This window comes from Amycolatopsis sp. NPDC104819 (assembly GCF_055583145.1).
Map to the genome: position 1 here is coordinate 59,035 of NZ_JBVJON010000011.1, position 26,554 is coordinate 85,588.

Annotated in this window: 1 protein-coding gene (cut by a window edge); it reads left to right on the forward strand. The window is 76.3% G+C overall.

Annotated elements, in window-relative coordinates:
* A protein-coding gene (locus tag ACZ63E_RS31765) for an SDR family NAD(P)-dependent oxidoreductase (RefSeq protein WP_465339839.1) crosses the window boundary here: on the forward strand, positions 1 to 26,554 show its 5' portion. Its footprint extends 707 nt past the window's final position; 26,554 of the gene's 27,261 nt are visible here — the first part of the coding sequence; the start codon lies at positions 1 to 3; its stop codon lies beyond the right edge, outside the window.

A 26,554-nucleotide genomic window follows, 5' to 3' on the forward strand; every position in this document is an offset into this window, starting at 1 on the left:
GTGGATCGAGCCGAGCACGTTGCCCGCGAAGGTGCCGTCGCGATCGTGGGGCTGGCCTGCCGGCTGCCCGCGGCGCCCGCGCCCGGCGCGTTCTGGACCCTGCTGCGCGACGGCGCCGACGGCACCACCGAGGTCCCGCCCGCGCGCCGCGCCTCCGTCCCGCCCGAGACCCGCCGTGGCGGTTTCCTGTCCGAAGTGGACACTTTCGACGCCGCGTTCTTCGGCATCCCGGCCCGGGAAGCCGCGACGATGGACCCGCAGCAGCGCCTCGCCCTCGAACTGGGCTGGGAAGCCCTCGAGGACGCGCGGATCGTCCCGTCGCGGCTGGCCGGCTCGCCGACCGGCGTCTTCGTCGGCGCGAGCGCGGACGACTACGCGACGCTGCTCAAGCGCGGCGGCGCGAACGCGATCGGGCACCACACGCTCACCGGGCAGAGCCGCGCCGTCGTCGCCAACCGCATCTCCTACACCTTCGGCCTGCGCGGGCCGAGCTTGTCGGTGGACACCGGGCAGTCGTCGTCGCTGGTCGCCGTGCACCTCGCCTGTGAGGCCCTGCGCAGCGGCGAGGCCGAGCTGGCGCTGGCCGGCGGGGTCCAGCTCAACCTGGCCCCGGAGAGCACCATCGCCGCCGACCGGTTCGGCGGTCTCTCGCCCGACGGCCGTTGTTACACCTTCGACGAACGCGCCAACGGCTACGTCCGCGGTGAGGGCGGCGGTTTCGTCGTCCTCAAGCCCCTGGCCGCCGCCCTGCGGGACGGCGACCGCGTCCACTGCGTCATCGAGGGCGGCGCGGTCAACAACGACGGCTTCAGCGAAACCCTCACCACCCCCAGCGCCGACGCGCAGGAAGCGGTCATCCGGGCCGCGCTGCGCCGCGCCGACGTGCCCGCCGACGCCGTCCGGTACGTCGAGCTGCACGGCACCGGCACCCGTGTCGGCGACCCCCTCGAAGCCGCCGCGCTCGGCGCCGTCTTCGCACCCGGGCGCGGCGAGGAGCCGCTGTGGGTCGGCTCGGTCAAGACGAACATCGGGCATCTCGAGGGCGCCGCCGGGGTCGCGGGCCTGCTGAAGGTCGCGCTGGCGCTGTCCCACGGCGAAGTCCCGCCCAGCCGCAACCACGAGCACCCGAACCCGGCCATCCGGTTCGACGACTGGCGCCTGCGCGTCGCCGTCGACCCCGTGCCCTGGCCCGGCGGCCGGGCCTACGCCGGGGTGTCGTCCTTCGGCATGGGTGGCACCAACTGCCACCTCGTCCTCTCCGCCGCGCCCCCGGCCGCGGAGCCGCCCCGGCGACCGTCGTCCGAAGCCGCCCCCTGGGTGCTTTCGGCCCGCACCCCGGGCGGCCTGCGTGGTCAGGCCCGCGCCCTGACCGGCCTCGACGCCGACCCGCTCGACGTCGCGCACTCCCTGGTCACCACCCGCGACGCGTTCCCGCACCGGGCCGTCGTCCTCGACGCCGGCGCGCTGCCCGCGCTCGCGGCCGGCGAGCCGGCGGCGGACGTGGTCACCGGCACCGCCGGCGAGCACCGGCTGGCCGTCCTGTTCCCCGGCCAGGGCGCCCAGCGGCCCGGCATGGGCCGCGCGCTGTACGAGCGGTTCCCGGTGTTCGCCGAAGCGCTCGACGAGATCTGCGCGCGCTGTGACACCGAACGTCCGTTGCGGGACGTGCTGTTCGCCGAACCGGGCTCGGCCGACGCCGCCGTGCTCGCCGAAACCGGCCATACCCAGCCCGCGCTGTTCGCCTACGAAGTCGCGCTGTACCGGCTGTTCTCGTCGTGGGGCGTCGAGCCGGAGTTCGTCGCCGGGCACTCGGTCGGCGAGATCGCCGCCGCGCACGTCGCCGGCGTGCTCTCTCTCGACGACGCCTGCGTGCTGGTGACCGCCCGCGGCCGGCTGATGGGGTCGCTGCCGCCGGGCGGCGCGATGGTCTCCGTCCGCGCCGCTGCCGGCGAAGTCGAGCCGCTGCTGGGTGACGACGTTGTGCTCGCCGCGGTCAACGGGCCCGCGTCCGTCGTGCTCGCCGGTCCCGAAGAGCCGGTGCTGGCGCTGGCCACCCGGTTCGAGGCCGGCGGCCGGAAGGTGACACGCCTGGCCGTCTCGCACGCGTTCCACTCGCCGCTGATGGACCCGATGCTGGCCGACTACCGCCGGGTCGTCGAGCAGCTCGACCTGCGCCCGCCGCGGCTGCCGATGGTCTCGACGGTGACCGGCCGCGTGATCCGCCAGGCCCAGCTGTGCTCGGCCGACCACTGGGTCCGCCAGGCCCGGGACACCGTCCGCTTCGCCGACGCCGTCACCACGCTGGCGCACCAGGGGACCACGGCGTTCCTCGAGCTCGGCCCGGACGGCACGCTCACCTCGCTGGTCCGCGCCTGCCTCGGGACCGACCCGGTGACCGTGCGCTCGTCGCGCTCCCGGCGCCCGGAGGACTTCGGCGCGGTTGCCGCGCTGGCCGAACTGCACGTCCACGGCGTCGGTGTCGACTGGACGGCGCTCACCGACGGCGGCCGGCCGGTCGACCTGCCCACCTACGCCTTCGACCGCGGCCGCCACTGGTTCGACGCGCCCGAGCCCGCCCCGGCGGCCGTCCCGGTCGACCGCGACCTGCTCGCGCTCGTGCGGGCCGAGGCCGCCGCGGTCCTCGGCGCCGAGGTCGACCCCGGCACGCCGTTCCGCGAGCTGGGTTTCGACTCGGCGATGAACGTCGACCTCGCCGTCCGCCTCGGCGCGGCCACCGGCCGCACCCTGGCGACGACCGAGCTGTTCGACCATCCGACCGCCCGCGCGCTGGCCGGGCACCTCGCCGGGGGCGCCGCGGCGAGCGCGCCCGCCGTCACCGCGGCCGGGGACACCGACCCCGTGGTGATCGTCGGCCTCGGCTGCCGCTACCCCGGCGGGGTGGCGTCCCCGGAAGACCTCTGGCGGCTCGTCGAGTCCGAAGTGGACGCGATCGCCGCGATGCCCGCCGACCGCGGCTGGCCCGCGTCGGTGCTCGGCACCGGGCGCCCGGGCGGCTTCCTCGCCGACGTCGCCGGGTTCGACGCCGGCCTGTTCGGCATCTCGCCGCGCGAAGCCCAGGCGATGGAGCCCCAGCAGCGGCTCGTGCTCGAAGTCGTCTGGGAGACCCTGGAACGCGCCGGTATCGCGCCGTCGTCGCTGCGCGGGACCCGGACCGGCGTGTTCGTCGGCGCCACCGCGCAGGACTACGGCCCGCGGCTGGCCGAAGGCACCGGCGACGCCGAGGGGTACGTGCTCACCGGCACCTCGCCGAGCCTGGTCTCCGGCCGGGTCGCCTACGTGCTCGGCACCGGCGGCCCGGCCGTCACGGTGGACACGGCGTGCTCGTCGTCGCTGGTCGCGCTGCACCTGGCCGTGCGGTCGGTGCGCTCGGGGGAGACGTCGCTGGCCATCGCCGGCGGGGTCACCGTGATGGCCGAGCCCGGCATCTTCGTCGAGTTCGCGAAGCAGGGCGGCCTGTCCGAAGACGGGCGCTGCAAGGCGTTCGGCGACGGCGCGGACGGCACCGGCTGGGCCGAAGGCGTCGGCATGGTCGTCGTCGAACGGCTTTCGCGCGCCCGCGAGCTCGGCCACGACGTCCTCGCGGTCGTGCGCGGGTCCGCGGTCAACTCCGACGGCGCGTCCAACGGCCTCACCGCGCCCAGCGGCCCGGCCCAGCAGCGCGTGATCCGCGAGGCCCTCGGCGACGCGGGCCTGAACCCCGCCGACGTCGACGTCCTCGAAGCGCACGGCACCGGCACCCGGCTCGGCGACCCGATCGAAGCCCGCGCCGCGCTCGCCGTGTACGGCCAGGTCCGGGAAACCCCGCTGCTGCTGGGATCGGTGAAGTCGAACATCGGCCACACGCAGGCCGCCGCCGGGGTCGCCGGGGTGCTCAAGATGGTCGCGGCGCTGCGGCACGGCACCGTCCCGCGCACGCTGCACGCCGACCCGCCGTCGTCCCATGTGGACTGGACGGCGGGTGCGATCGACCTCGTCTCCGCGGCCCGCGAGTGGCCCGAGGCGGGCCGGCCGCGCCGCGCCGCCGTGTCGTCGTTCGGCATCAGCGGCACGAACGCGCACCTGATCCTGGAACAGGCCCCGGCCGACGTCGCCGCCGGGCCCGCGCGCGAGGTCGTCGCGGCCGCCGTCCCGTGGGTCGTCTCGGCGCAGTCCGAAGCGGCTCTGCGCGCGGCCGTGGACCGGCTCCGGACGGTGGCCGCCGACCCGGTCGACGTCGGGCACTCTCTGGTCACCACCCGGTCGTCGTTCGACCGCCGGGCCGTGCTGCTGGGCGGCGCCGAGATCGCGAGCGGCACCGCGCCCGCCGTCGAGCCCGCCGTCGCCGCGGTGTTCGCCGGGCAGGGCACCCAGCGCCCGGGCATGGGCCGTGAGCTGGCCGCCCGCTTCCCCGTCTTCGCGGCCGCCCACGCCGACGTCTGCGCGCACTTCCCGGCGGAGGTGACCGCGGCGGTCGGCACCGGCGACCCGGCCGTGCTCGACCGCACCGGGGTCGCCCAGCCCGCGCTGTTCGCCTTCGAGGTCGCCTTGTTCCGGCTCGCCGTGTCGCTCGGCGTGCGCGTGGAGCGGGTGGCCGGGCACTCGATCGGCGAGCTGGCCGCGGCGCACGTCGCCGGGGTGCTCGACCTGCCGGACGCGTGCGCGCTCGTCGTCGCGCGCGGCCGGCTGATGGAGGCGCTGCCCGAGGGCGGCGCGATGATCGCCTTGCAGGCCACCGAAGACGAGGTCCGGCCGCTGCTCACCGACGGCGTCGCGATCGCCGCCGTCAACGCGCCCGAGTCGCTCGTCGTCTCCGGTGACGAGGAGGCACTGCTGCGGCTGGCGGCGTCGTTCGAGGAGGCCCGGCGGCTTTCGGTGTCGCACGCCTTCCACTCGCCGCTGATGGCGCCGATGCTCGACGACTTCCGCCGCGTCGCCGCGGAACTGACCTTCCACGAGCCGGTGCTGCCGGTCGTTTCGACGGTCACCGGCCGCCCGGTGCGACCCGGCGAGCTGACCGACCCCGGTTACTGGGTGCGCCAGGTCGTCGCGACCGTCCGGTTCGCCGACGCGCTGAAGTCGTTGCGCGACGAAGGAACCGGCGCCTTCGTCGAGATCGGCCCGGACAGCACGCTCTCCGGGCTGGTCGCGCGCACGCTGCCCGATGCGGCGCCGGTGCCGCTGCTGCGGTCGGACCGTCCCGAGGAGACGGCGTTCGCGACCGCGCTCGGCCGGCTGCACGTCCTCGGCGTCGAGCCGGACTGGACGGCGTTCTACGCGGGCACCGGCGCGCGCCGGGTCGCCCTGCCGACGTACGCCTTCCAGCACGAACGCTTCTGGGCCACCGCCCGCCCCGCGGCCCGGCCCTTCGACCGCTCCGGCCACCCGCTGCTCGGCGCGCCCGTCGAACTGCCCGGCGAAGACGGCGTCGTGCTCACCGGGCACGTCTCGCCGGACACGCTGCCCTGGCCCGCCGGGCACGTCGTCGACGACCGGATCCTGTTCCCCGGCACCGGGTTCGTCGAACTCGCGCTGCGCGCCGGCGCGGAGGTCGGCTGCGGCGCGCTCGCCGAGCTGACCCTCACCGCGCCGCTGCCCCTGACCGGCGACGGCGTGACCGTCCAGGTCCGCGTCGGCGCCGACGACGGCGGCCGCCCGGTCACCGTCCACTCCCGCGCCGGCGACGGCACGTGGACCGGGCACGCGACCGGCCGGCTGGTCCCGGCCGTCCCGGCGCCGGTGCTCCCGGCGGGCGGCGGGCGCGGCGAGCCGATCGACGTCGAGGAGCTGTACCCGACCCTGGCCGCCGCCGGGCTGGACTACGGGCCGGCGTTCCGCGGGGTGCGCGCGGCCTGGCACGAGGGCGACGACCTGTGCGCGGACCTCGTGCTGCCGCAGGAAGCCGGGGATCCCGCGGGTTACCTGCTGCACCCGGCCCTGTTCGACGCCGCGCTGCACCTGGTGCCGTTCCTCGGGCTCGACCCGCGCCCGCGCGCCCGGCTGCCGTTCGTGTGGGCGAACGTCGGCCTGCACGCGGTCGGCGCGTCCGCGCTGCGGCTGCGGCTGCGCCGTCTCGGCCCGGACACCGTGACCCTGTCGGTGACCGACCCGGAGGGCGCGCCCGTCGCCACCGTCGGCTCCCTGGTGCTGCGCCCCCCGGCCGACGCGGGCCCGGTGGCGCCGCCACTGCTGCGCGTCGAGTGGACACCGAAGGACCTCGGCGCCCCGGCCGAGCTGACCTGGGCCGTCGTCGGCGCCGACGACCACGGCTTCGGCGCGCTGCTGGCCGGCCGGCACGCGGTCCCGTCGTCGGCCGACGTCCTGCTCGTGCCGGTCCCGGACCCGGTGGGCCTGCCGGTCCCGGCCGGCGTCCGCCTGGTGACCTCGACCGTGCTGAGCCACCTGCGCGGGCACCTCGAAGACGACACGCGACTGGTGTTCGTCACCGGCGGCGGCCCGGTCGCCGCGGCGGCCGAAGGGCTCGTCCGCTCGGCCCAGGCGGAACGGCCGGGCCGGTTCTTCCTGCTCTCCGGCGTGCCCTCGGCGGCCGAGCTGGCCGCGCTGCCGACGTCCGGCGAGACGGAGGTCCGGGTCCGTGACGGCCGCGTCGAGGTGCCGCGGCTCGCGCCGGTCGCCGCCACCGAACCCGCCTCGGTCGACTGGGGTGGCGGCGCCGTCCTGATCACCGGGGGCACCGGCGGCCTCGGTGGCCACCTCGCCCGCCACCTGGTGACGGCCCACGGCGTGACGCGGCTGGTGCTGGCCGCCCGCCGGGGCGCCGACGCTCCCGGCGCCCGCGAGCTGGCCGACGAGCTGACCGCGCTCGGCGCCGAGGTGGCGCTGGCCGCCTGCGACGTCTCCGACCGCGAGGCCGTCGCGGCGCTGCTCGCCGCCCACGCCGTCACCGGTGTGGTGCACGCCGCCGGGGTCCTCGACGACGGTGTGCTCGCCGCCCTGACCCCGGACCGGCTCGCGCGCGTTCTCGCGCCGAAGGTCGACGCGGCCTGGCACCTGCACGAGCTGGCGCCGGACCTTGCGGCGTTCGTCGTGTTCACGTCGGTGTTCGGTGTGCTCGGCAACGGCGGCCAGAGCGCCTACACCGCGGCCAACGCGGCTCTCGACGAGCTCGTCCGCGTCCGCGCCGCCGCCGGGTTGCCCGCCCGCGCGATCGCGTGGGGCCCGTGGGCGCGCGACGGTGGCATGACCGGCACGCTGTCCGAAGCCGCCCTGCGGCGGATGGCGCGCGCCGGGCTGCCCACGCACTCGGTCGCGGAGGGCCTGGCCTGGTTCGACGCGGCGCTGGCCGGGGCCGAGCCGGCGGTGGTCGCCGCGCACGTCGACCGCGCTGCGCTGCGCGCCCTGGACGTCGTGCCGCCGGTGTTCCATCGCTTGGCGCCGCCCCGCCCGCGGCGCGCGGCCGCGGCGGCGACCGACTTCGGCGCGCTGGTCGTGGCGACGGTGGCGAACGTCCTCGGGCACGCGTCCGCGGCGTCGGTCGACTCGTCGCTGACCTTCCGCGAGCTGGGCCTGGACTCGCTGACGTCGGTCGAGCTGCGCAACCGCCTCGCCGAAGCGACCGGGCGGCGGCTGCCCGCGACGCTCGTCTTCGACCACCCGACCCCCGACGCCGTCACGGAGTTCCTGGCGGCGGGCGACGAACCGGCCCGGCGCCCGGCCCGGGTGGCGGCGCGCGAGGACGACCCGGTGGTGATCGTCGGCATGGCCTGCCGGTACCCGGGCGGGGTGGCCTCGCCGGAGGACTTCTGGGACCTGCTGACCGAGGGGCGCGACGGCATCACGCCGGTCCCCGCGGACCGCGGCTGGCACACGCCCGGCGCCGGTTTCGAAGGTGGTTTCCTGCACGAGGCCACCGGGTTCGACGCCGACTTCTTCGGCATCTCACCCCGCGACGCGCTCAGCGCCGACCCCCAGCAGCGGCAGCTCCTCGAGGTGTCGTGGGAGGCGTTCGAGCGGGCCGGCATCGACCCCACCTCGTTGCGCGGGAGTGACACGGGGGTCTTCGCAGGGGTGATGTACCACGACTACGCGGCGCTCCCGCAGGATCCCGACGCGCGCGGCTTCGACGTCAACGGCACCGCGGGCAGCATCGCCTCCGGCCGGGTCGCCTACGCGCTCGGCCTGGAAGGACCGGCGGTCACGGTGGACACGGCGTGCTCGTCGTCGCTGGTCGCGCTGCACTGGGCGGCGCGGGCGCTGCGGTCGGGGGAGTGCTCGCTGGCGCTGGCCGGTGGGGTCACGGTGATGTCGACCCCGGCCACGTTCCTGGACTTCGCGCGCCAAGGCGGCCTCGCGAGCGACGGCCGTTGTAAGTCCTTTTCGGACGACGCCGACGGCACCGGCTGGTCCGAGGGCGTCGGCCTGCTCGTGCTGGAGCGGCAGTCCGACGCCGTCCGCAACGGACACCGGGTGCTGGCCGTGCTGCGCGGGTCCGCGGTCAACTCCGACGGCGCGTCGAACGGGCTCACCGCGCCGAACGGACCGTCGCAGCAGCGCGTGATCCGCGCCGCGCTCGCCACCGCCGGTCTGTCCACTTCGGACGTCGACGTCGTCGAAGCACACGGCACCGGAACGACTCTGGGTGACCCGATCGAGGCGCAGGCGCTGCTGGCGACCTACGGTCAGGACCGGGAAACGCCGGTGCTGCTCGGGTCGGTGAAGTCGAACATCGGGCACACCCAGGCGGCAGCCGGGGTCGCCGGGATCATCAAGATGATCCTCGCCATGCGCCACGGTGTGGTGCCGAAGTCGCTGTGGTCGGGGACGCCGTCGTCCCATGTGGACTGGTCGGCCGGGTCGGTCGAGCTGCTCGCCGACGTGCGGGAGTGGCCGGTCGCCGAGCGGCCGCGCCGGGCCGGGATCTCGTCGTTCGGGATCAGCGGCACCAACGCCCACGTCGTGATCGAGGCGCCGGCGGCCGGTTCCGCGCCCGCGGCCGGGCGTCCGGTGGTGCCGTGGGTGCTTTCGGCGCGTTCGGAAGCCGCGCTGGACGAGCAGATCACGCGTGTCACGGGTGCTTCCCCCGCGCCGCTCGACGCCGGGTTCACCCTGGCCACCGCCCGGGCCCGGTTCCCGCACCGCGCGGTGCTCCTGGCGACCGCCGACGGCGTGCGCGAGGTCGCGCGGGGGGTCGCGGCGCCGGGGTCGCTGGCGTTCCTGTGCACCGGGCAGGGCGCCCAGCGGATCGGGATGGGCCGGGAGCTGGCCGCGGAGTACCCGGTGTTCGCGGAAGCCTTCGACGAGGTCCTGGCGTCGTTCGACCCCGCGGTGCGCTCGGTGGTGTGGGGCGCCGACGCCGAAGCGCTGGCGGAGACCGGGATCGCGCAGCCGGCGTTGTTCGCGGTCGAGGTCGCGCTGGCGCGGCTGCTGGCGTCGTGGGACGTCCGGCCGGACTTCGTCGCCGGGCACTCGGTGGGCGAGATCGCGGCCGCGCACGTGGCCGGCGTGCTTTCACTGGCCGACGCGTGCGCGCTGGTGTCGGCGCGGGGCCGGCTGATGCAGGCCCTGCCGCGCGGCGGCGCGATGGTGGCGGTCGAAGCGTCCGAAGAGGACGTTCGCGCGGCGCTGGTCCCGGGCGCCGGCCTCGCGGCGGTGAACGGGCCGCGGTCGGTGGTGGTGTCCGGTGACGAGGACGCGGTCGCGGCAGTGGCCGCGCGCTTCGCGAAGTCGAAGCGGCTCGCGGTGTCGCACGCGTTCCACTCGCACCTGATGGACCCGATGCTGGCGGAGTTCCGCGAGGTCGTGGCAGAGCTGACGTTCGCGCCCCCGGTGGTCCCGGTGATCGCGGCGGGCGACGTGACGTCCCCGGAGTACTGGGTCGAGCACGTGCGCGCGACGGTCCGCTTCGCCGACGCGCTCGGCCGCCTGACCGCGGCGGGGGTGACGACGTTCGTCGAGCTCGGCCCGGACGCGGTGCTGTCGGGCCTGGTCGACGAGCCGGCGGCGGTGGTGGCGCCGGTCCTGCGCCGCGGCCGCCCCGAGACCGAGACGATCCTGGAAGCGTTGGGAAGCCTGCACGTCACGGGCTCCACAGTGGACTGGCCAGCGTGGTTCGCCGGCTCGGGCGCGCGGGTCGTGGACCTGCCGACGTACGCGTTCCAGCACCGGCGCTTCTGGCCGGCGGCCCCGGGACACCCGCTGCTCGGCACGGCCCTCGACCTGTCCGACGGCGGCATGGTCCGCACCGGCCTCCTCACGACGGCGACCCAGCCGTGGCTCGCCGACCACACGGTCCAGGGTGTCCCGGTCCTCCCGGGCACGGCGTTCGTGGAGCTGGCCCTCACGGCGGGCGCGGACCTGGCCGTAGACGAGCTGACGATCGAGTCACCCTTGGAGCTGACCGCGGACCACGACCTGCAGCTGCGCGTGGCAGCGCCGGACGAGGAGGGCGGACGCGAGTTCACGGTGTCGTCCCGCCCGGCGGAGGCGGACGAGCCTTGGCAGCAGCACGCAAGCGGCCGCCTGCTCCCGGAGACGGCGCTGGTCACGGGATCCGCCTCGCCCGACGGCGGGCAACCGGGCACGCCGGGCTTCGGGTCGCCCGCCGATGCGGCGCCCGCCACCGGCCACCCGAGCGCGCCGGGTCTTTGGCCGCCCGCCGACGCGGCATCCGGCCCGGCCGACACCGGCCACTCAGGAACGCCGGGCTTCGGGTCGTCAGCCGATGCGGCATCCGGCTCGCCCGGCACCTGGCCCCCCGCCGGCGCCGAAGCCCTCGACCTCACCGATCTCACCGACCGCCTCGCCGCCGACGGGCTCGGTTACGGCCCCGCCTTCCCCGGCCCCACCTTCGCCTGGCGCCGTGACCACGAGATCTTCGCCGAAGTCGCCCTCACCGAACCTCAACGGCCCGACGCCGCCGCCTTCGGCCTGCACCCCGCTCTCTTCGACGCCACCCTCCGGCTCGTCTCCCTGCTCGACCCCGGCCACACCGGCGGCGTCCCGTTCTCCTGGCACGGCGTCACCCTGCACGCCACCGGCGCCGCCGCCCTGCGCGTGCGGCTCACCGCGGCCGGCGGCGGCCTCCGGGTCGACGCCACCGATCCGGCCGGGACTCCCGTCGTCTCCGTCGACCGCCTCGTCCTGCGCCGGCCCGGCGCCGCGAAGGCCCCGCGCCCGCTCCTGCGGCTCGAGTGGACACCCGTCACCACCCGGGAACCCGCGCCGGACTTCGACGTCCTCGCCGTCGCCGGTGACGTGACCGACGTCCCGCGGTCACTGCGCGAGGTGACCGGCCGCGTGCTGGCGAAGCTCCAGGACACCCTCGCCGGCGAGCGCACCCTCGTGGTCGTGACGCCGCCCGGCGACCCGGTCGCGGCCGCCGCCGGCGGGCTCGTCCGCGCCGCCCAGGCGGAGCACCCCGGCCGGTTCGTGCTCGTCGAGACCGACGGCTCCCTCGAGCCCGCCGAAGCCGTCGCCACCGGCGAACCCGTCCTGAAGATCGACGACGGCCGCGTCCTCGCCGCCCGGCTCGCCCGCGTCACCGAAGCGCCGACCGGACCCGCCGACCGGGACGGCACCGTCCTCATCACCGGCGGCACCGGCGGGCTCGGCAGCGCCGTCGCCCGGCACCTCGCCGCTCGCGGCTGCCGGGACCTGCTGCTCGTCAGCCGCTCCGGCACCGCCGACCCGGGCCTGCTCACCGAGCTGGGCGACCGCGTCGAGGTGGCGGCCTGCGACGTCGGCGACCGCGACGCCCTCGCGCGGCTGCTCGAAGGCCGCGACATCACCACCGTCGTCCACGCCGCCGGCGTCCTCGACGACGGCACCCTCGCCGCCCTCACCCCCGAGCGCTTCGACACCGTCCTGCGCGCCAAGGCCGACGCCGCCTGGCACCTCCACGAGCTCACCGCGCCCGGCACCGAGCTGGTCTTCTTCTCCTCCGTCGTCGGCACGTTCGGCGGCGCCGGCCAGGCGAACTACGCGGCCGCAAACGCTTTCCTCGACGCTCTCGCCCGCCTCCGCCACACCGGCGGCCGCCCCGCCGTGAGCCTCGGCTGGGGCCCGTGGGAGTCCGGCAGCGGCATGACGGCCACACTGTCCGAAGTGGACCTGCGCCGCCTCGCCGAAGCCGGGCTGCCGCCGGTCCCCGTCGAAACCGGCCTCACCCTCTTCGACGCCGCCCGCGGCGCCGGCGAGCCCGCGCTCCTGCCGCTGCCGCTCGACCTCGCCGCCGTGCGGCGGCTGCCCGAAGTCCCGCACGTCCTGCGCGGGCTCGTCCGGCCCGGCCGCCGCCGCGCCGCCGCCGGGTCGGCGCAGGCCGGCGACCTGGTCCGCACCCTCACGCCGCTGCCCGCCGCCGAGCGGGCCGAGGCCCTCGCCGGGCTGGTCGCCACGCACGTCGCGCTCGCCCTCGGGCACGCCGACGCCGCGGCCATCGACCCCGCACGCTCGTTCGCCGACCTCGGCTTCGACTCGCTCAGCGGCGTCGACCTGCGCAACCGGCTCGCCGCCGCCACCGGGCTGCGGCTGCCCAGCACCCTGGTGTTCGACCACCCGACCGTGACCGCGCTCGCCGCGTACCTGCTGGCCGAGCTGGTCGACGCCGGCCCGCCCGCCGCCGAGGTCCGCCGCGCCACCGCGACCACCGGCGACCCGGTGGTCATCGTCGGCATGGCCTGCCGCTACCCCGGGGGTGTCCGCACGCCCGACCAGCTCTGGGAGCTGGTCCGCGACGGCCGCGACGCCGTCTCGGAGTTCCCCGCCGACCGCGGCTGGGACCTCGACGCGCTCTACGACCCCGACCCCGCCCACGCGGGCACCTCCTACACCCGGCACGGCGGGTTCCTGCACGACGCGGCCGAGTTCGACGCCGAGTTCTTCGGCATGAGCCCGCGTGAGGCCCTGGCCACCGACGCCCAGCAGCGGCTGCTGCTGGAGACGTCGTGGGAGGCCGTCGAACGCGCGGGCCTGGACCCGGCGGCGCTGCGCGGCACCGCGACCGGCGTGTTCGCCGGGGTGATGTACCACGACTACAGCCGCCTGCTCAGCGGCAGCGAAGACGCCGAGGGGTACCTCACCAGCGGCAGCGCGGGCAGCGTGGCGTCCGGCCGGGTGTCCTATGTGCTCGGTCTGGAAGGCCCGGCGGTCACGGTGGACACGGCGTGTTCGTCGTCGCTGGTGTCGCTGCACCTGGCCGCGCAGGCCCTGCGGTCGGGGGAGTGCGACCTCGCCCTGGCCGGCGGGGTCACGGTGATGGCGACCCCGTCGACGTTCGTCGAGTTCTCGCGGCAGCGCGGCCTGTCCGCGGACGGGCGCTGCCGGTCCTTCGGTGACGGCGCGGACGGCACCGGCTGGGCCGAAGGCGCCGGGATGCTCCTGCTGGAACGGCTTTCCGACGCCCGCCGCCACGGCCACCCGGTCCTGGCCGTGGTGCGGGGGAGCGCGCTCAACCAGGACGGCGCGTCCAACGGGCTCACCGCCCCGAACGGCCCGGCGCAGCAACGCGTCATCCGCGCGGCGCTCGCGAACGCCGGTCTGTCCCCTGTGGACGTCGACGCCGTCGAAGGCCACGGCACCGGCACGCCACTGGGCGACCCGATCGAGGCGCAGGCGCTCATCGCGACCTACGGCCGGGACCGGGAAACGCCGCTGCTGCTGGGGTCCGTCAAGTCGAACCTCGGGCACACCCAGGCCGCCGCCGGCGTCGCGAGCGTGATCAAGATGGTCCTCGCGATGCGCCACGGTGTGCTGCCGCGGACCCTGCACGCGGACACGCCGTCTTCACGCGTCGACTGGGAAGACGGCGGTGTCGCCCTGCTCGGCGAGGCCACCGAATGGCCCGAGAGCGGCCGGCCGCGCCGCGCGGCGGTTTCGTCGTTCGGCATCAGCGGCACGAACGCCCACGCCATCCTCGAGCAGCCCCCGGCCGGCCCGGAGACGCCCGCCGCGCCGGTGCCCGCGGTCGTCCCGTGGCCGCTGTCGGCCAAGTCCGAGCCCGCGTTGCGCGCCTGGAACGAAAGCGCGACCGGGCTCGAAGGCAGCCCGCTCGACGTCGGGTATTCCCTCGCCGCCCGGTCCCGGTTCGCGCACCGGGCGGTCGTCCTCGCGGCCGATGGGGACCGCCGGACCGTCACCGGCGTCGCGACGCCGGGGAAGACCGCGTTCCTGTTCAGCGGCCAGGGCGGGCAGCGCGCGGGGATGGGCCGGGAGCTGGCCCGGCGCTTCCCGGTGTTCGCCGAGGCCCACGCCGCCGTGCTCGCGGAGTTCGGCCCCGAGGTGGCCGGCGCCGTGCGCGGTGACGACCAGGATCGCTTGGACCGCACGGAGTTCGCGCAGCCCGCGTTGTTCGCCGTGCAGGTCGCGCTGTTGCGGCTGGCCGAGTCGTGGGGTGTCACGCCCGACGTCGTCGCCGGGCATTCGATCGGCGAGATCGCCGCCGCGCACGCCGCGGGGGTGTTCTCCCTGGCCGACGCGTGTCGGCTCGTGGTGGCCCGGGGCGCGTTGATGCAGGCGCTCCCGGACGGGGGCGCGATGGTCGCGGTCGTGGCGGGCGAGGCCGAGGTCCGGCCGCTGCTGGGCCCGGACGTCGCGATTGCCGCGGTGAACGGGCCGCGCTCGCTCGTCTTGTCCGGACCGGCGGAAGCGGTCGCCGAGGTGGCCGCTCGGTTCGAGAAGACGCGGCGGCTCACGGTGTCGCACGCTTTCCACTCGCCGCTGATGGAGCCGATGCTCGCGGAGTTCGCCGAAGTCCTGAGCGGAGTCACCTTCTCTGCACCGCGCCTGCCGTTCGTGTCCACTGTGGATTCCGGCGCGGATCCGTCCACGGTGGACTACTGGGTGCGGCACGCGCGGGAAGCGGTCCGGTTCGCGGACGCCGTCACGGCGTTGACGGAGTCCGGGGTGACGCGGTTCGTCGAAGCCGGTCCGGACGGTGTGCTGTCCGCGCTGGTGCCGGACGGGCTCGCGGTGCCGCTGATGCGGCGCGACCGCGGTGAGGAGGTCGCGTTCACCGAGGCCGCGGCCCGGCTGTTCGTGGCCGGGGTGGACGTCGACTGGCGGCCCGCGCTGGCCGGCGGCCGGCCGGTGGAGCTGCCCACCTACCCGTTCCAGCGCGAGCGGTTCTGGCCCGCGCCGCGGCCGGTGCGCCCGGCCGGCTCGATGGCGCACCCACTTCTGGACGACGCGGTCGCGCTGGCCGGCTCGGACGAGCACGTGCTCACCGGGCGGCTGTCGACGGCCGCCCAGCCGTGGCTGGCCGAGCACGTCGTCGCGGGGACGACGCTCCTGCCCGGCACGGCGCTGGCCGAACTGGCGATCCGGGCGGGGGACGAGTGCGGCTGCCCGCGGATCGACGAGCTGACGATGGCCGTCCCGCTGGTGGTGCCGGCGTCGGTGCAGGTGCGCGTCGGCGAGCCGGACGAGCGCGGCGCCCGGCCGGTGTCGATCCACTCACGACAGTCCGAAGAGGACTCCTGGACCGAGCACGCCTTCGGCTCGCTGAGCCCGGCGGCGGCGCTGCCCGCGTCCGACCTCGGTGCGTGGCCGCCCGCGGACGCGGAACCGGTGCCACTGGACGACTTCTACGCGGACTTCGCGGCGGACGGGTTCGCGTACGGCCCGCGCTTCCGCGGCCTGCGGGCGGCGTGGCGCCGCGGCGGCGAAGTGTTCGCCGAAGTGGCGCTCGACGCCGAGCACCACGCGGAAGCGGCGGAGTTCGGCCTGCACCCGGCGTTGCTGGACGCAGCGCTGCACGGCCTCACGCTGCGCCCGGGCACCCCGGCGCGGGCACTCCCGTTCTCGTGGCGCGGAGTGTCGCTGCACGCGGCGGGCGCGGTGGCGCTGCGCGTCCACGTCCGCGACGACGGCCTCACGCTGACCGATCCCGCCGGGCACCCGGTCGCCACGATCGACGCCCTGGACCTGCGCGAACACCGTCCGACCGACCAGCGCTCCGACGCGCTGTTCACCCTGGCCTGGACCCCGGTGCCGGTGCCCGCCCCGGCGCCGTCGGCCGTCTTGTGGGGCGAGAACCCGTTCACCCTGCCCCTTCCCACCACGGCGGACCTCACCTCGTCACCCCTGGTGGTGGCGTGTTTCGCCGGTGGCGACGACATCCCGGCCTCGACGCAGGCCCTGACCTCCCGAGCCCTGGACCTGGCCCAACGCTGGGTCACGGAGTCGGCGACGGGCAAGCTGGTGTTCCTGACCCGCGGCGCGACCACGGGAGCGGACCTCCCGGCTGCCGCGGTCTGGGGCCTGATCCGTGCCGCCGAGGCCGAGCACCCGGGCCGCTTCGGCCTGCTCGACCTCGACGAGTCCGTCTCGCCGGAGCTCCTCCTGGCCGCACTGGCCGGCGAAGAACCCCAACTCGCCCTCCGCGCCGGAACCCTCCTCGCCGCCCGGATGACAACCCCCGAGCTTTCACGTGAAAGCTCGGGGTCCTGGAACCCGGAGGGGGCCGTCCTCGTCACCGGGGGAACGAGCGGGCTGGGGGCGATCGTCGCCCGGCACCTCGTCACCACCGGGAAGACCCGCCGGCTGCTGTTGGTGAGCCGCCGGGGAGCCGAGAGCCCGGGGGCCGGCGAACTCGTCGCCGAGCTCACCTCGGCCGGGGCCGAAGTCGCCGTCGCCGCCTGTGACGTCGCCGACCGCGCGGCTCTCGAGCTGCTGCTGCGAGACCGTGACATCACTGCTGTCGTCCACTCCGCCGGCGTTCTCGACGACGCCCTCCTGACCGACCTCACGCCCGAGCGCTTGGCCGCCGTCACGCGGCCCAAGGCCGACGCCGCCTGGCACCTGCACGAGCTCACCGCCGACGGCACCGACCTCGTCCTCTTCTCGTCGGTCTCCGGCACCCTGGGCTTGCCCGGTCAGGGCAACTACGGCGCCGCCAACGCGTTCCTCGACGCCCTCGCCCAGCACCGCCGCGCCCGCGGCCTGCCCGCCACGAGCCTCGCGTGGGGCCCGTGGGTCGCCACCGCCGGCATGACCGCCGAGCTCGGGGACACCGGTCTCGACCGGCTCGCCCGCGCCGGTTTCCCGCCGATCGCCGTCGACCAGGGCACCGGACTCTTCGACGCCGCCCTCGCCGCCGGCGCGCCCGTCGTGCTGCCCGTGCGGCTCGACCGGGCGGTCCTGCGCCGGCGTGACGACCTCCCGTACCCGCTGCGCGGTCTGGTCCGCGCCCCGGCTCGCCGCGCGACGGCTACCGCGCACCGGCGGCTGCGTGGTCGCGCGGAGGCCGCCGCGGTTGTCGCAACCGAGGTCGCGCACGTCCTCGGCCACCGCGGCACCGGGCGGATCACCCCCGACCGGTCGTTCGCCGACCTCGGCTTCGACTCGCTCACCGCCGTCGAGCTGCGCAACCGGCTCACCGCCGCCACCGGGCAGCGGCTGCCCGCGACGCTCGTGTTCGACCACCCGACCGTCGGCGCCCTGGTCGACCACCTCGCCGGGGACACCCCGGCCGAAACGGCCCCCACCACGAAGGCCGTCGACGGCGACCCGGTCGTCATCGTCGGCATGGCCTGCCGCTACCCCGGCGGGGTCTCCTCGCCCGAGGACCTGTGGCGGCTGGTCGAGCGCGGCGGCGACGCCGTCACCGAGTTCCCGTCGAACCGCGGCTGGGACCTCGCCGCGCTCTACGACCCCGACCCCGCGCACCCCGGCACGTCCTACACACGCCACGGCGGGTTCCTGCACGACGCCGCCGACTTCGACGCCGGCTTCTTCGGGATGAGCCCGCGTGAGGCCGTCGCGACCGACGTCCAGCAGCGCCTGCTGCTCGAAACGTCCTGGGCGGCCGTGGAAAGCGCCGGCGTCGACCCGTCGGCGCTGCGGGGCAGCGCCACCGGGGTGTTCGCCGGGGTGATGTACGGCGACTACAGCCGCCTGCTCGACGGCGGTGAGGACGCCGAGGGGTACAAGACCAGCGGCAGCGCCGGCAGTGTCGCCTCCGGCCGGGTCGCGTACGCGCTCGGGCTCGAAGGCCCCGCGGTCACCGTCGACACGGCGTGCTCCTCGTCGCTGGTCGCGTTGCACTGGGCCGCGCAGGCCCTGCGCGCCGGCGAGTGCGACCTCGCCCTCGCCGGCGGCGTCACGGTGATGTCGACGCCGACGGCGTTCGTCGAGTTCTCCCGCCAGCGCGGCCTCGCCGCCGACGGCCGCTGCAAGCCCTTCTCCGCCAGCGCCGACGGGGTCGGCTGGTCCGAAGGCGTCGGCATGCTGGTCCTCGAGCGGCTCTCCGACGCCGAGCGCCACGGCCACGAGATCCTGGCCGTGGTCAAGGGATCCGCGGTCAACTCCGACGGCGCGTCCAACGGCCTCACCGCCCCTAACGGCCCTTCGCAGCAACGCGTCATCCGCGCCGCGCTCGCCACCGCCGGACTGTCCACTTCGGACGTCGACGTCGTCGAGGCGCACGGGACCGGCACGACCCTGGGCGACCCGATCGAGGCGCAGGCGCTGCTGGCGACCTACGGCCAGGACCGCGAGACACCGCTGCTGCTGGGTTCGGTGAAGTCCAACATCGGGCACACCCAGGCGGCGTCGGGCGTCGCCGGGATCATCAAGGTGGTGCAGGCGATGCGCCACGGCGTCGTGCCGCGGACGCTGCATGTCACCGAGCCGTCCGGGCACGTCGACTGGACCGCAGGCGCGGTCGAGCCGGCCACCGCCGCGACGGCCTGGCCCGACGCCGGGCGCCCCCGCCGCGCCGGGGTGTCGTCGTTCGGGATCAGCGGCACGAACGCCCACGTCATCCTGGAGCAGCCCGCGCCGCGCGTGGTTCCCGAGCGGCCCGAGGCGCCCGAGGTGCCGTGGCTGCTCAGCGCCAAGACGCCGGAAGCGTTGCGTGCCCAGGCGAACCGGCTCAGCGTCCACATCGGACAGCACGACCCACGCGACGTCGCGTGGACCCTCACCCACGGCCGGGCCCGCTTCGACGAGCGGGCCGCCGTGTTCGGCGAAGCCGCGCTGGCCGCGCTCGCCGCCGGCCGCGAGCACCCGGACGTCGTCACCGGCGTGGTCACCCCCGGCCGGACAGCGTTCCTGTTCTCGGGACAGGGATCCCAGCGCCTCGGCATGGGCCGCGAGCTGGCCGCCGACCCGGTGTTCGCCGCCGCGCTCGACACCGTCCTCGCCGAGCTGAACCCGGCGGTCCGCGACGTCATGTGGGGCGACGACGCCGCGGCGCTCGACCGGACCGAGCACACCCAGGCGGCGTTGTTCGCGGTCGAAGTCGCGTTGTTCCACACCCTGGCCGCGCGGGGCGTCCGTCCGGACTACGTCGCCGGGCACTCGATCGGCGAGCTGGCCGCCGCGCACGTCGCCGGGGTGTTCTCCCTGGCCGACGCGGCCCGGCTGGTCACCGCCCGCGGCCGCCTGATGCAGGCCCTGCCGCCCGGCGGGGCGATGGTCGCCCTGCGTGCCTCCGAGGACGACGTCCGGCCGCTGCTCACCGGCGGGGCCGCCCTCGCCGCCGTCAACGGGCCGCGCTCGGTGGTCGTCTCCGGTCCGGAAGCCGCCCTCGCGGCGGTCGCCGCGCACTTCGGCGACGCCAAGCGGCTCCCGGTCTCGCACGCCTTCCACTCGTCGCTGATGGACCCGATGCTCGCCGAGTTCGGCGCGGTCGCCGCCGGGCTGACCTATCACGAACCGACGATTCCCGTGGTGGCGAACGGAAGTGTCACCGATCCCGCGTACTGGGTGCGCCAGGTCCGTGACACGGTCCGCTTCGCCGACGCCCTGCGCGCCCTGCGGGCGTGGCACGTCGACAAGTTCGTCGAGGTCGGCCCGGCCGCGGTCCTCGCCGGGCTCGCCGCGGGCGACGACGACACCCTCGTCGTGCCGGTGCTGCGCCGCGACCACGACGAACCCCGCGCCTTCCGCACCGCGCTCGCCCGCCTGTTCGCGGCCGGCCTGCCGGTCGGGTGGGACGGCCTCACCGACGGCCGCGCGGTCCCGCTGCCGGGGTACGCCTTCCAGCACAAACGGTTCTGGCCCGCGGCACGGCAGGCCGCCGGCCTCGGGCTCACCGCGGCCGCGCACCCGCTGCTCGGCGGCACGGTCGACCTCGCCGACGGCGCCGGGCAGCTGTACACCGGCCGGATCTCCCTGGCCGCCCAGCCGTGGCTGGCCGACCACACGGTCCTCGGCACGACCGTGCTGCCCGGCGCGGCCTTCGCCGAACTGGCGTTGCACGCCGGCGCGGCCGTGCGCGAGCTGACCGTCGTCGAGCCGCTCGTCGTCCCGGCGGACGGCGCCGTGCACCTGCAGGTCCGCGTCGTCGCCCCCAGCGAAGACGGGCTGCGCGACTTCGACGTGTTCGCCCGGGCCGAAGGGGACGGCGGGGCCTGGACCCGGCACGCGACCGGCGTCCTCGAACCGGACACCGCCGCCACGACCGGGACCGTGGTGGTCCCCGCCGGCGCCGAACCACTCGACCTCGGTGACGCCTACGACCGGCTGGCCACGCTCGGCCTCGGGTACGGCCCCGCGTTCCAGTGCCTGCGCCGCGCCTGGCGCCACGGCGACGAGGTCTTCGCCGAGCTGAGCCTCGGTGACGAGCCGCCCGCGGCTTTCGGGATCCACCCGGCGCTGCTCGACGCCGCCCTGCACGCCGTCGCCCTCACCGCCGGGCACGCCCGGCCGCACGTGCCGTTCAGCTGGCGCGGGATCCGGCTGCACAGCACGGGCGCGTCGCTGGTGCGCGTCCGGATCACCCCGGCCGGCGAACACGCCGTGTCACTGTCCTTTGCGGATGGTGATGGCCACCCGGTCGCGGCCGTCGACGCGGTGACCTTCCGGCCGGCGACCGCCGCCCGCACCCGCGCCCAGGACGCGCTCTTCCGCCTCGGCTGGGTCCCGGTCACCCCGGCCCGCGGCGACCGGCCGGAGCGGGTCGTCGTCACCGCCGACGGTCCCGCACGGGCCCTGGAGCTGGTCCGCGACTGGCTCGCCGAACCCCGCGACGCCGAGCTCGTCTTCCACACCACCGGCGCCACCGACGGCTCCGACCTCGCCGCGGCCGCCGTGTGGGGCCTGGTCCGGGCGGCGCAGTCCGAGCACCCGGGCCGGTTCGTGCTCGTCGACTGCGCCGACCCGGCCGACATCGACCTGGTCGCCGGGGAGCCGCAGGCCCGGGTGCGCGACGGCGTCGTCGAGGTCCCGCGGCTCGCGAAGGCCGCGGCCGAACCTGCCCCGCTGGGCTGGGACCCCGACGGCACCGTCCTCATCACCGGCGGCACCGGCGGTCTCGGCCGCCTGCTCGCGAAGCACCTGGTGACCACGCACGGCATGCGCCGGCTGCTGCTGCTCAGCCGTGGTGGCCGAGCCGACGTCACCGACCTGACCGACGCCGGGGCCGAGGTGACCGTCGCCGCGTGCGACGTCACCGATCGCGCCGCGCTCGCCGCGGTCCTCGAAGGCCACCGGCTGACCGCCGTCGTGCACGCGGCGGGCGTCCTCGAAGACGGCACCGTCGAGACGATGACCGACGCCCAGCTCGACCGCGTCTGGCGGCCGAAGGCCGAAGCCGCGTGGCTGCTGCACGAGCTGACCGCGGACCTCGCCGGGTTCGTGCTGTTCTCCTCGGTCGCCGGCACGATCGGCGGCGCCGGGCAGGCCAACTACGCCGCCGCCAACGCCTACCTCGACGCGCTCGCCGAGCACCGCGCCGCCCGCGGGCTGCCCGCCGTCTCGCTCGCCTGGGGCCCCTGGGCGGGCGTCGGCGGCATGACCGCGGAGCTGGGCGACGCCGAGGTGGCGCGGATGGCGCGGGCCGGGATCACGGCCCTGACCGCCGAGGACGGCCTCGCGCTGTTCGACACCGCCGTCACCGCCGGGATCCCGGCCCTGGTGCCGGTCCGCCCGGCCGCCACGGCCTCGGGCGAGGTCGCCGCGCCGCTGCGTGGGCTGGTCCGCGCGACCACCCGCCGGGCCGCCGCCGCGGGCGAGCTGGCGGCGCGGCTGGCGGAGCTGTCGGAAGCCGGCCGCCACGACGTCGTCGCCGACCTGGTCGCCACGCACGTCGCGGCGGTGCTCGGGCACGCCGACCGCACGGCCGTCGAACCCGGCCGCGCGTTCTCCGCGCTGGGCTTCGACTCGCTCACCGGGGTCGAACTGCGCAACCGGCTCGCGACCGCGACCGGGCTGCGGCTGCCCACCACTCTGGTGTTCGACCACCCGAACAGCGCGGCACTCACCGCGTTCCTGCTGACCGAGCTGCTCGGCGGGGACGCGCCCGCGACCGAGGCCCGCGCGGTCCGCGCCGCCGACGACGACCCGGTCGTCGTGGTCGGCATGGGCTGCCGCTACCCGGGCGGCGCGGCGTCGCCCGACGAGCTCTGGGAGCTGGTCGCCGCCGGCCGCGACGCCATCGGCCCGTTCCCCGCCGACCGCGGCTGGGACCTGGCCGCGCTCTACGACCCCGACCCGGACCACCCGGGCACGACCTACGCGCGGGCCGGCGGGTTCCTCACCGGCGCCGCGGACTTCGACGCCGCGTTCTTCGGCATGAGCCCGCGCGAAGCCGTCGCGACCGACGCCCAGCAGCGCCTGCTGCTCGAGACGTCGTGGGAGGCCCTGGAACACGCGGGCATCGACCCGGCGACGCTGCGCGGCAGCGCGACCGGGGTGTTCGCCGGGGTGATGTACAGCGACTACGGCGGCCTGCTCGCCGGCAGCGGCTACGAAGGCCAGCAGGGCAACGGCAGCGCGCCGAGCGTCGCGTCCGGCCGCGTCGCCTACACGCTCGGGCTGGAAGGCCCGGCGGTCACCGTCGACACGGCGTGCTCGTCGTCGCTGGTGGCGCTGCACTGGGCGAGCCAGGCGCTGAAGTCCGGCGAGTGCTCGCTGGCGCTGGCCGGCGGGGTGACGGTGATGGCGACCCCGGCGACGTTCGTCGAGTTCGCCCGGCAGCGCGGGCTGTCCCCGGACGGCCGGTGCAAGGCGTTCTCCGACGACGCCGACGGCACCGGCTGGTCCGAGGGGGTCGGCCTGCTGGTCCTGGAGCGGCGGTCCGACGCGCTCCGCAACGGCCACCGGATCCTGGCCGTGGTGCGGGGGAGCGCGGTCAACCAGGACGGGGCGTCGAACGGCCTCACGGCGCCGAACGGCCCGTCGCAGCAACGGGTCATCCGCACCGCGCTCGCCGGCGCCGGACTGTCCACTTCGGACGTCGACGTCGTCGAAGCGCACGGCACCGGCACCGCGCTGGGCGACCCGATCGAGGCGCAGGCGCTGCTGGCCACCTACGGCCAGGACCGCGAAACCCCGTTGCTGCTGGGTTCGGTCAAGTCGAACATCGGGCACACCCAGGCCGCGGCCGGGGTGGCGGGCATCATCAAGATGATCCAGGCGATGCGCCACGGCGTCGTCCCGGCCAGCCTGCACAGCGGCACGCCGTCGTCCCAGGTGGACTGGACCGCGGGGGCCGTCGAGGTGGTCGCCGAAGCCCGCGACTGGCCCTTGGCGGCGCGGCCGCGGCGGGCCGGGATCTCGTCGTTCGGCATCAGCGGCACGAACGCCCACGTGATCATCGAGCAGGCCTCGGAAACTCCCGCGCCGGCCGAAGAGTCAGCCGGGCCCGCCGTCTGGCCGCTGTCCGCGCGCTCGGCCGCGGCGCTGCGCGCCCACGCGGCCCGGCTTTCGTCCACAGTGGACGCACTGCCCGCGGCGGCGGTGGGCCGGACGCTGGCTCGGCGATCGAAGTTCACGCACCGGGCCGTCGTCGTCTCCGAGCGGCCCGCCGGCGCACTGGCCGCGTTCGCCGGCGGGGAGCCGTCCGCCGAGGTCGTCGAAGGGGTGGCCGGCGCCGGCTCGACCGCGTTCCTGTTCTCCGGGCAAGGCGCGCAGCGGCCGGGCATGGGCCGCGAGCTGGCCGCGCGGTTCCCGGTGTTCGCGGCGGCGTTCGACGAGGTCCTCGACCGGTTCGCGCCCGACGTCCGGGCCGCGCTCGCCGACGACCGGGTGCACCGCACCGAACACACCCAGCCCGGCCTGTTCGCCTTCGAGGTCGCCGCGGCGCGGCTGCTCGAGTCGTGGGGGGTGCGGCCGGACTTCGTCGCCGGGCACTCGGTGGGCGAGATCGCGGCGGCGCACGTCGCCGGCGTGCTGACCCTCGACGACGCCTGCACGCTGGTCTCGGCCCGCGCCCGTCTGATGGGCGCGCTGCCCGAGGGTGGCGTGATGATCGCCGTCCAGGCCACCGAAGCCGATGTGCGCCCCTTCCTGGGCGACGGTGTCGACCTCGCGGCCGTCAACGGGCCCGCGTCGGTGGTGCTGTCCGGGCTCGAGGACGCGGTCACCGCCGTCGCGGGCAAGTTCGGCAAGCAACGGCGCCTGCGCGTCTCGCACGCGTTCCATTCGCTGCTGATGGACCCGATGCTGGCCGGCTTCGGGGACGTCGTCGCCGGCCTCACCTTCACCGAGCCCCGGATCCCGGTGGTCGCCGCGGGTGACGTGACCGACCCGGCGTACTGGGTGCGGCAGGTGCGCGACGCCGTGCGCTTCGCCGACGCGCTCGAGCGGCTCGCCGCGGCCGGGGTCACGCGGTTCGTCGAGGTCGGCCCGGACGCCGTGCTGTCCGGCCTGGTCGACGTGCCGGACGCGGCCGTGGTGCCCCTCGCCCGCCGCGACCGCGCCGAGGACCGGACGTTCGTCACGGCGCTGGCCCGGCTGCACGTCTCCGGCGTCGACGTCGGCTGGCCCGCCGACGGGCCGCGGGCCGATCTGCCCGCGTACCCGTTCGAGCACCGGCGGTTCTGGCCGCCGGCGCGGGCGGCCGCGGCCCCGCGCGGGGACGGGCACCCCGTGCTCGGCGCGGCCGTCGAGGTGGCGGGCACCGGCACGCTCGTCAGCACCGGCCGGCTGTCCGCTTCGACGCAGCCGTGGCTGACCGACCACGTCGTCTTCGGGACGAACCTCGTGCCCGGCACGGCGTTCCTCGAACTGGCCCGCCACGCCGGCGCCCAGGCGGGCTGCGCGCGCGTCGGCGACCTGACCCTGCTCGCGCCACTGGTCCTCACCGACGGTGTCACCGTGCAGGTGGCCGTCAGCGCACCCGACCCGAGCGGCCACCGCCCGGTGGAGATCCACTCGTGCGGCGACGACGGCTCGTGGACCCGGCACGCGACCGGTGCGCTCACCCCGGACGCGGCGCCGGACTTCGCGGTGGGGGACTGGCCGCCCGCGGACGCGATCGCCGTCGAGGTGGCCGGCGCCTACGAGGCCCTGGCCGACCGCGGGTTCGCCTACGGCACGGCGTTCCAAGGCCTGAAAGCGTTGTGGCGGCGCGGCGACGAGCTGTTCGCCGAGGTCCGCGTCGACGACGCCGGCGGTTTCGGCCTGCACCCGGCGCTGCTCGACGCCGTGCTGCACGGCAAGCTGATTGCCGATCCGGACGCGCCGCCCGCGCTGCCGTTCACCTGGCGCGGGGTGTCGGTGCACCGGCCCGGGGCGACGGACTTGCGCGTCCGGCTGGCACCGGCCGGGCCGGACAGCGTCGCGCTGGAGATTGCCGACACGTCCGGCGCGCCGGTGGCCTCTGCCGAGGGACTCACGGTCCGCGAAGCCGGGCAGCTGCGGGCCGCGCACCTCTACCGGCTGAACTGGACACCGGTCGCCCCCGCGCCCGCCGACGTCGTCCGGGTTTCCGGGTACGCCTTGGCCGAGCTGCCCGTGGTGGGCGAGTTCGTCGAGGTGGCCGTCCCGGCGGGAGCCGACCTGCGCGCCGTCACGGCCGACGTGCTGGCGCTCGTGCAGACGTGGCTGGCCGAGGCGCGGTTCGCCGGCTCGAAGCTGGTGCTGCGGACCCGTGGCGCGCTCGCCGGCGAAGACTTCGCCGCGGCCGCCGTCTGGGGCCTGGTGCGCTCCGCGGAGCAGGAGAACCCGGGCCGGTTCGTGCTCGTCGACTCCGACGGATCACTGTCCACACAGGACTTCCTCGGCAGCGGGGAACCTGAATTGTCCATTATGGACGGAGTGGCTTCGGTTCCGCGGGTCGGGCGGGCCACGCCGGGCGAAGCCGGCGCCGGATGGGACCGGGACCGCGCGGTGCTCGTCACCGGCGGCACCGGCGGCCTCGGCGCGCTGGTCGCGCGTCGCCTGGCGGCCGGCGGGCACCGGCACCTCGTGCTGGTCAGCCGGTCCGGGCGGGCCGAGCCCGGGCTGCTCGACGACCTGGCGGAGCTGGGCGCGCGAGCCGAGGTGAAGGCGTGCGACGTCGGCGACCGCGCCGCGCTCGAGGCGGTGCTGGCCGAGCTCGACCTCACCGCCGTCGTGCACGCGGCGGGGGTGCTGGACGACGGCGTGGTCGGGTCGCTCTCGCCGGAGCGGTTCGACACCGTGCTGCGGCCCAAGGCCGACGGCGCCCGGCACCTGCACGAGCTGACGGCCGGGCGCGACCTCGCGGGGTTCGTGCTGTTCTCTTCGCTGGCGGGCACGTTCGGCGGGGCCGGCCAGGCGAACTACGCGGCCGCGAACGCCGTCTTGGACGCGCTGGCCATCCACCGGCAGCGTCGTGGCCTGCCCGCGGTGTCGCTGGCGTGGGGCCCGTGGACGGCCGAGACCGGCATGACGGCGGCCCTGCCCGAAGCGG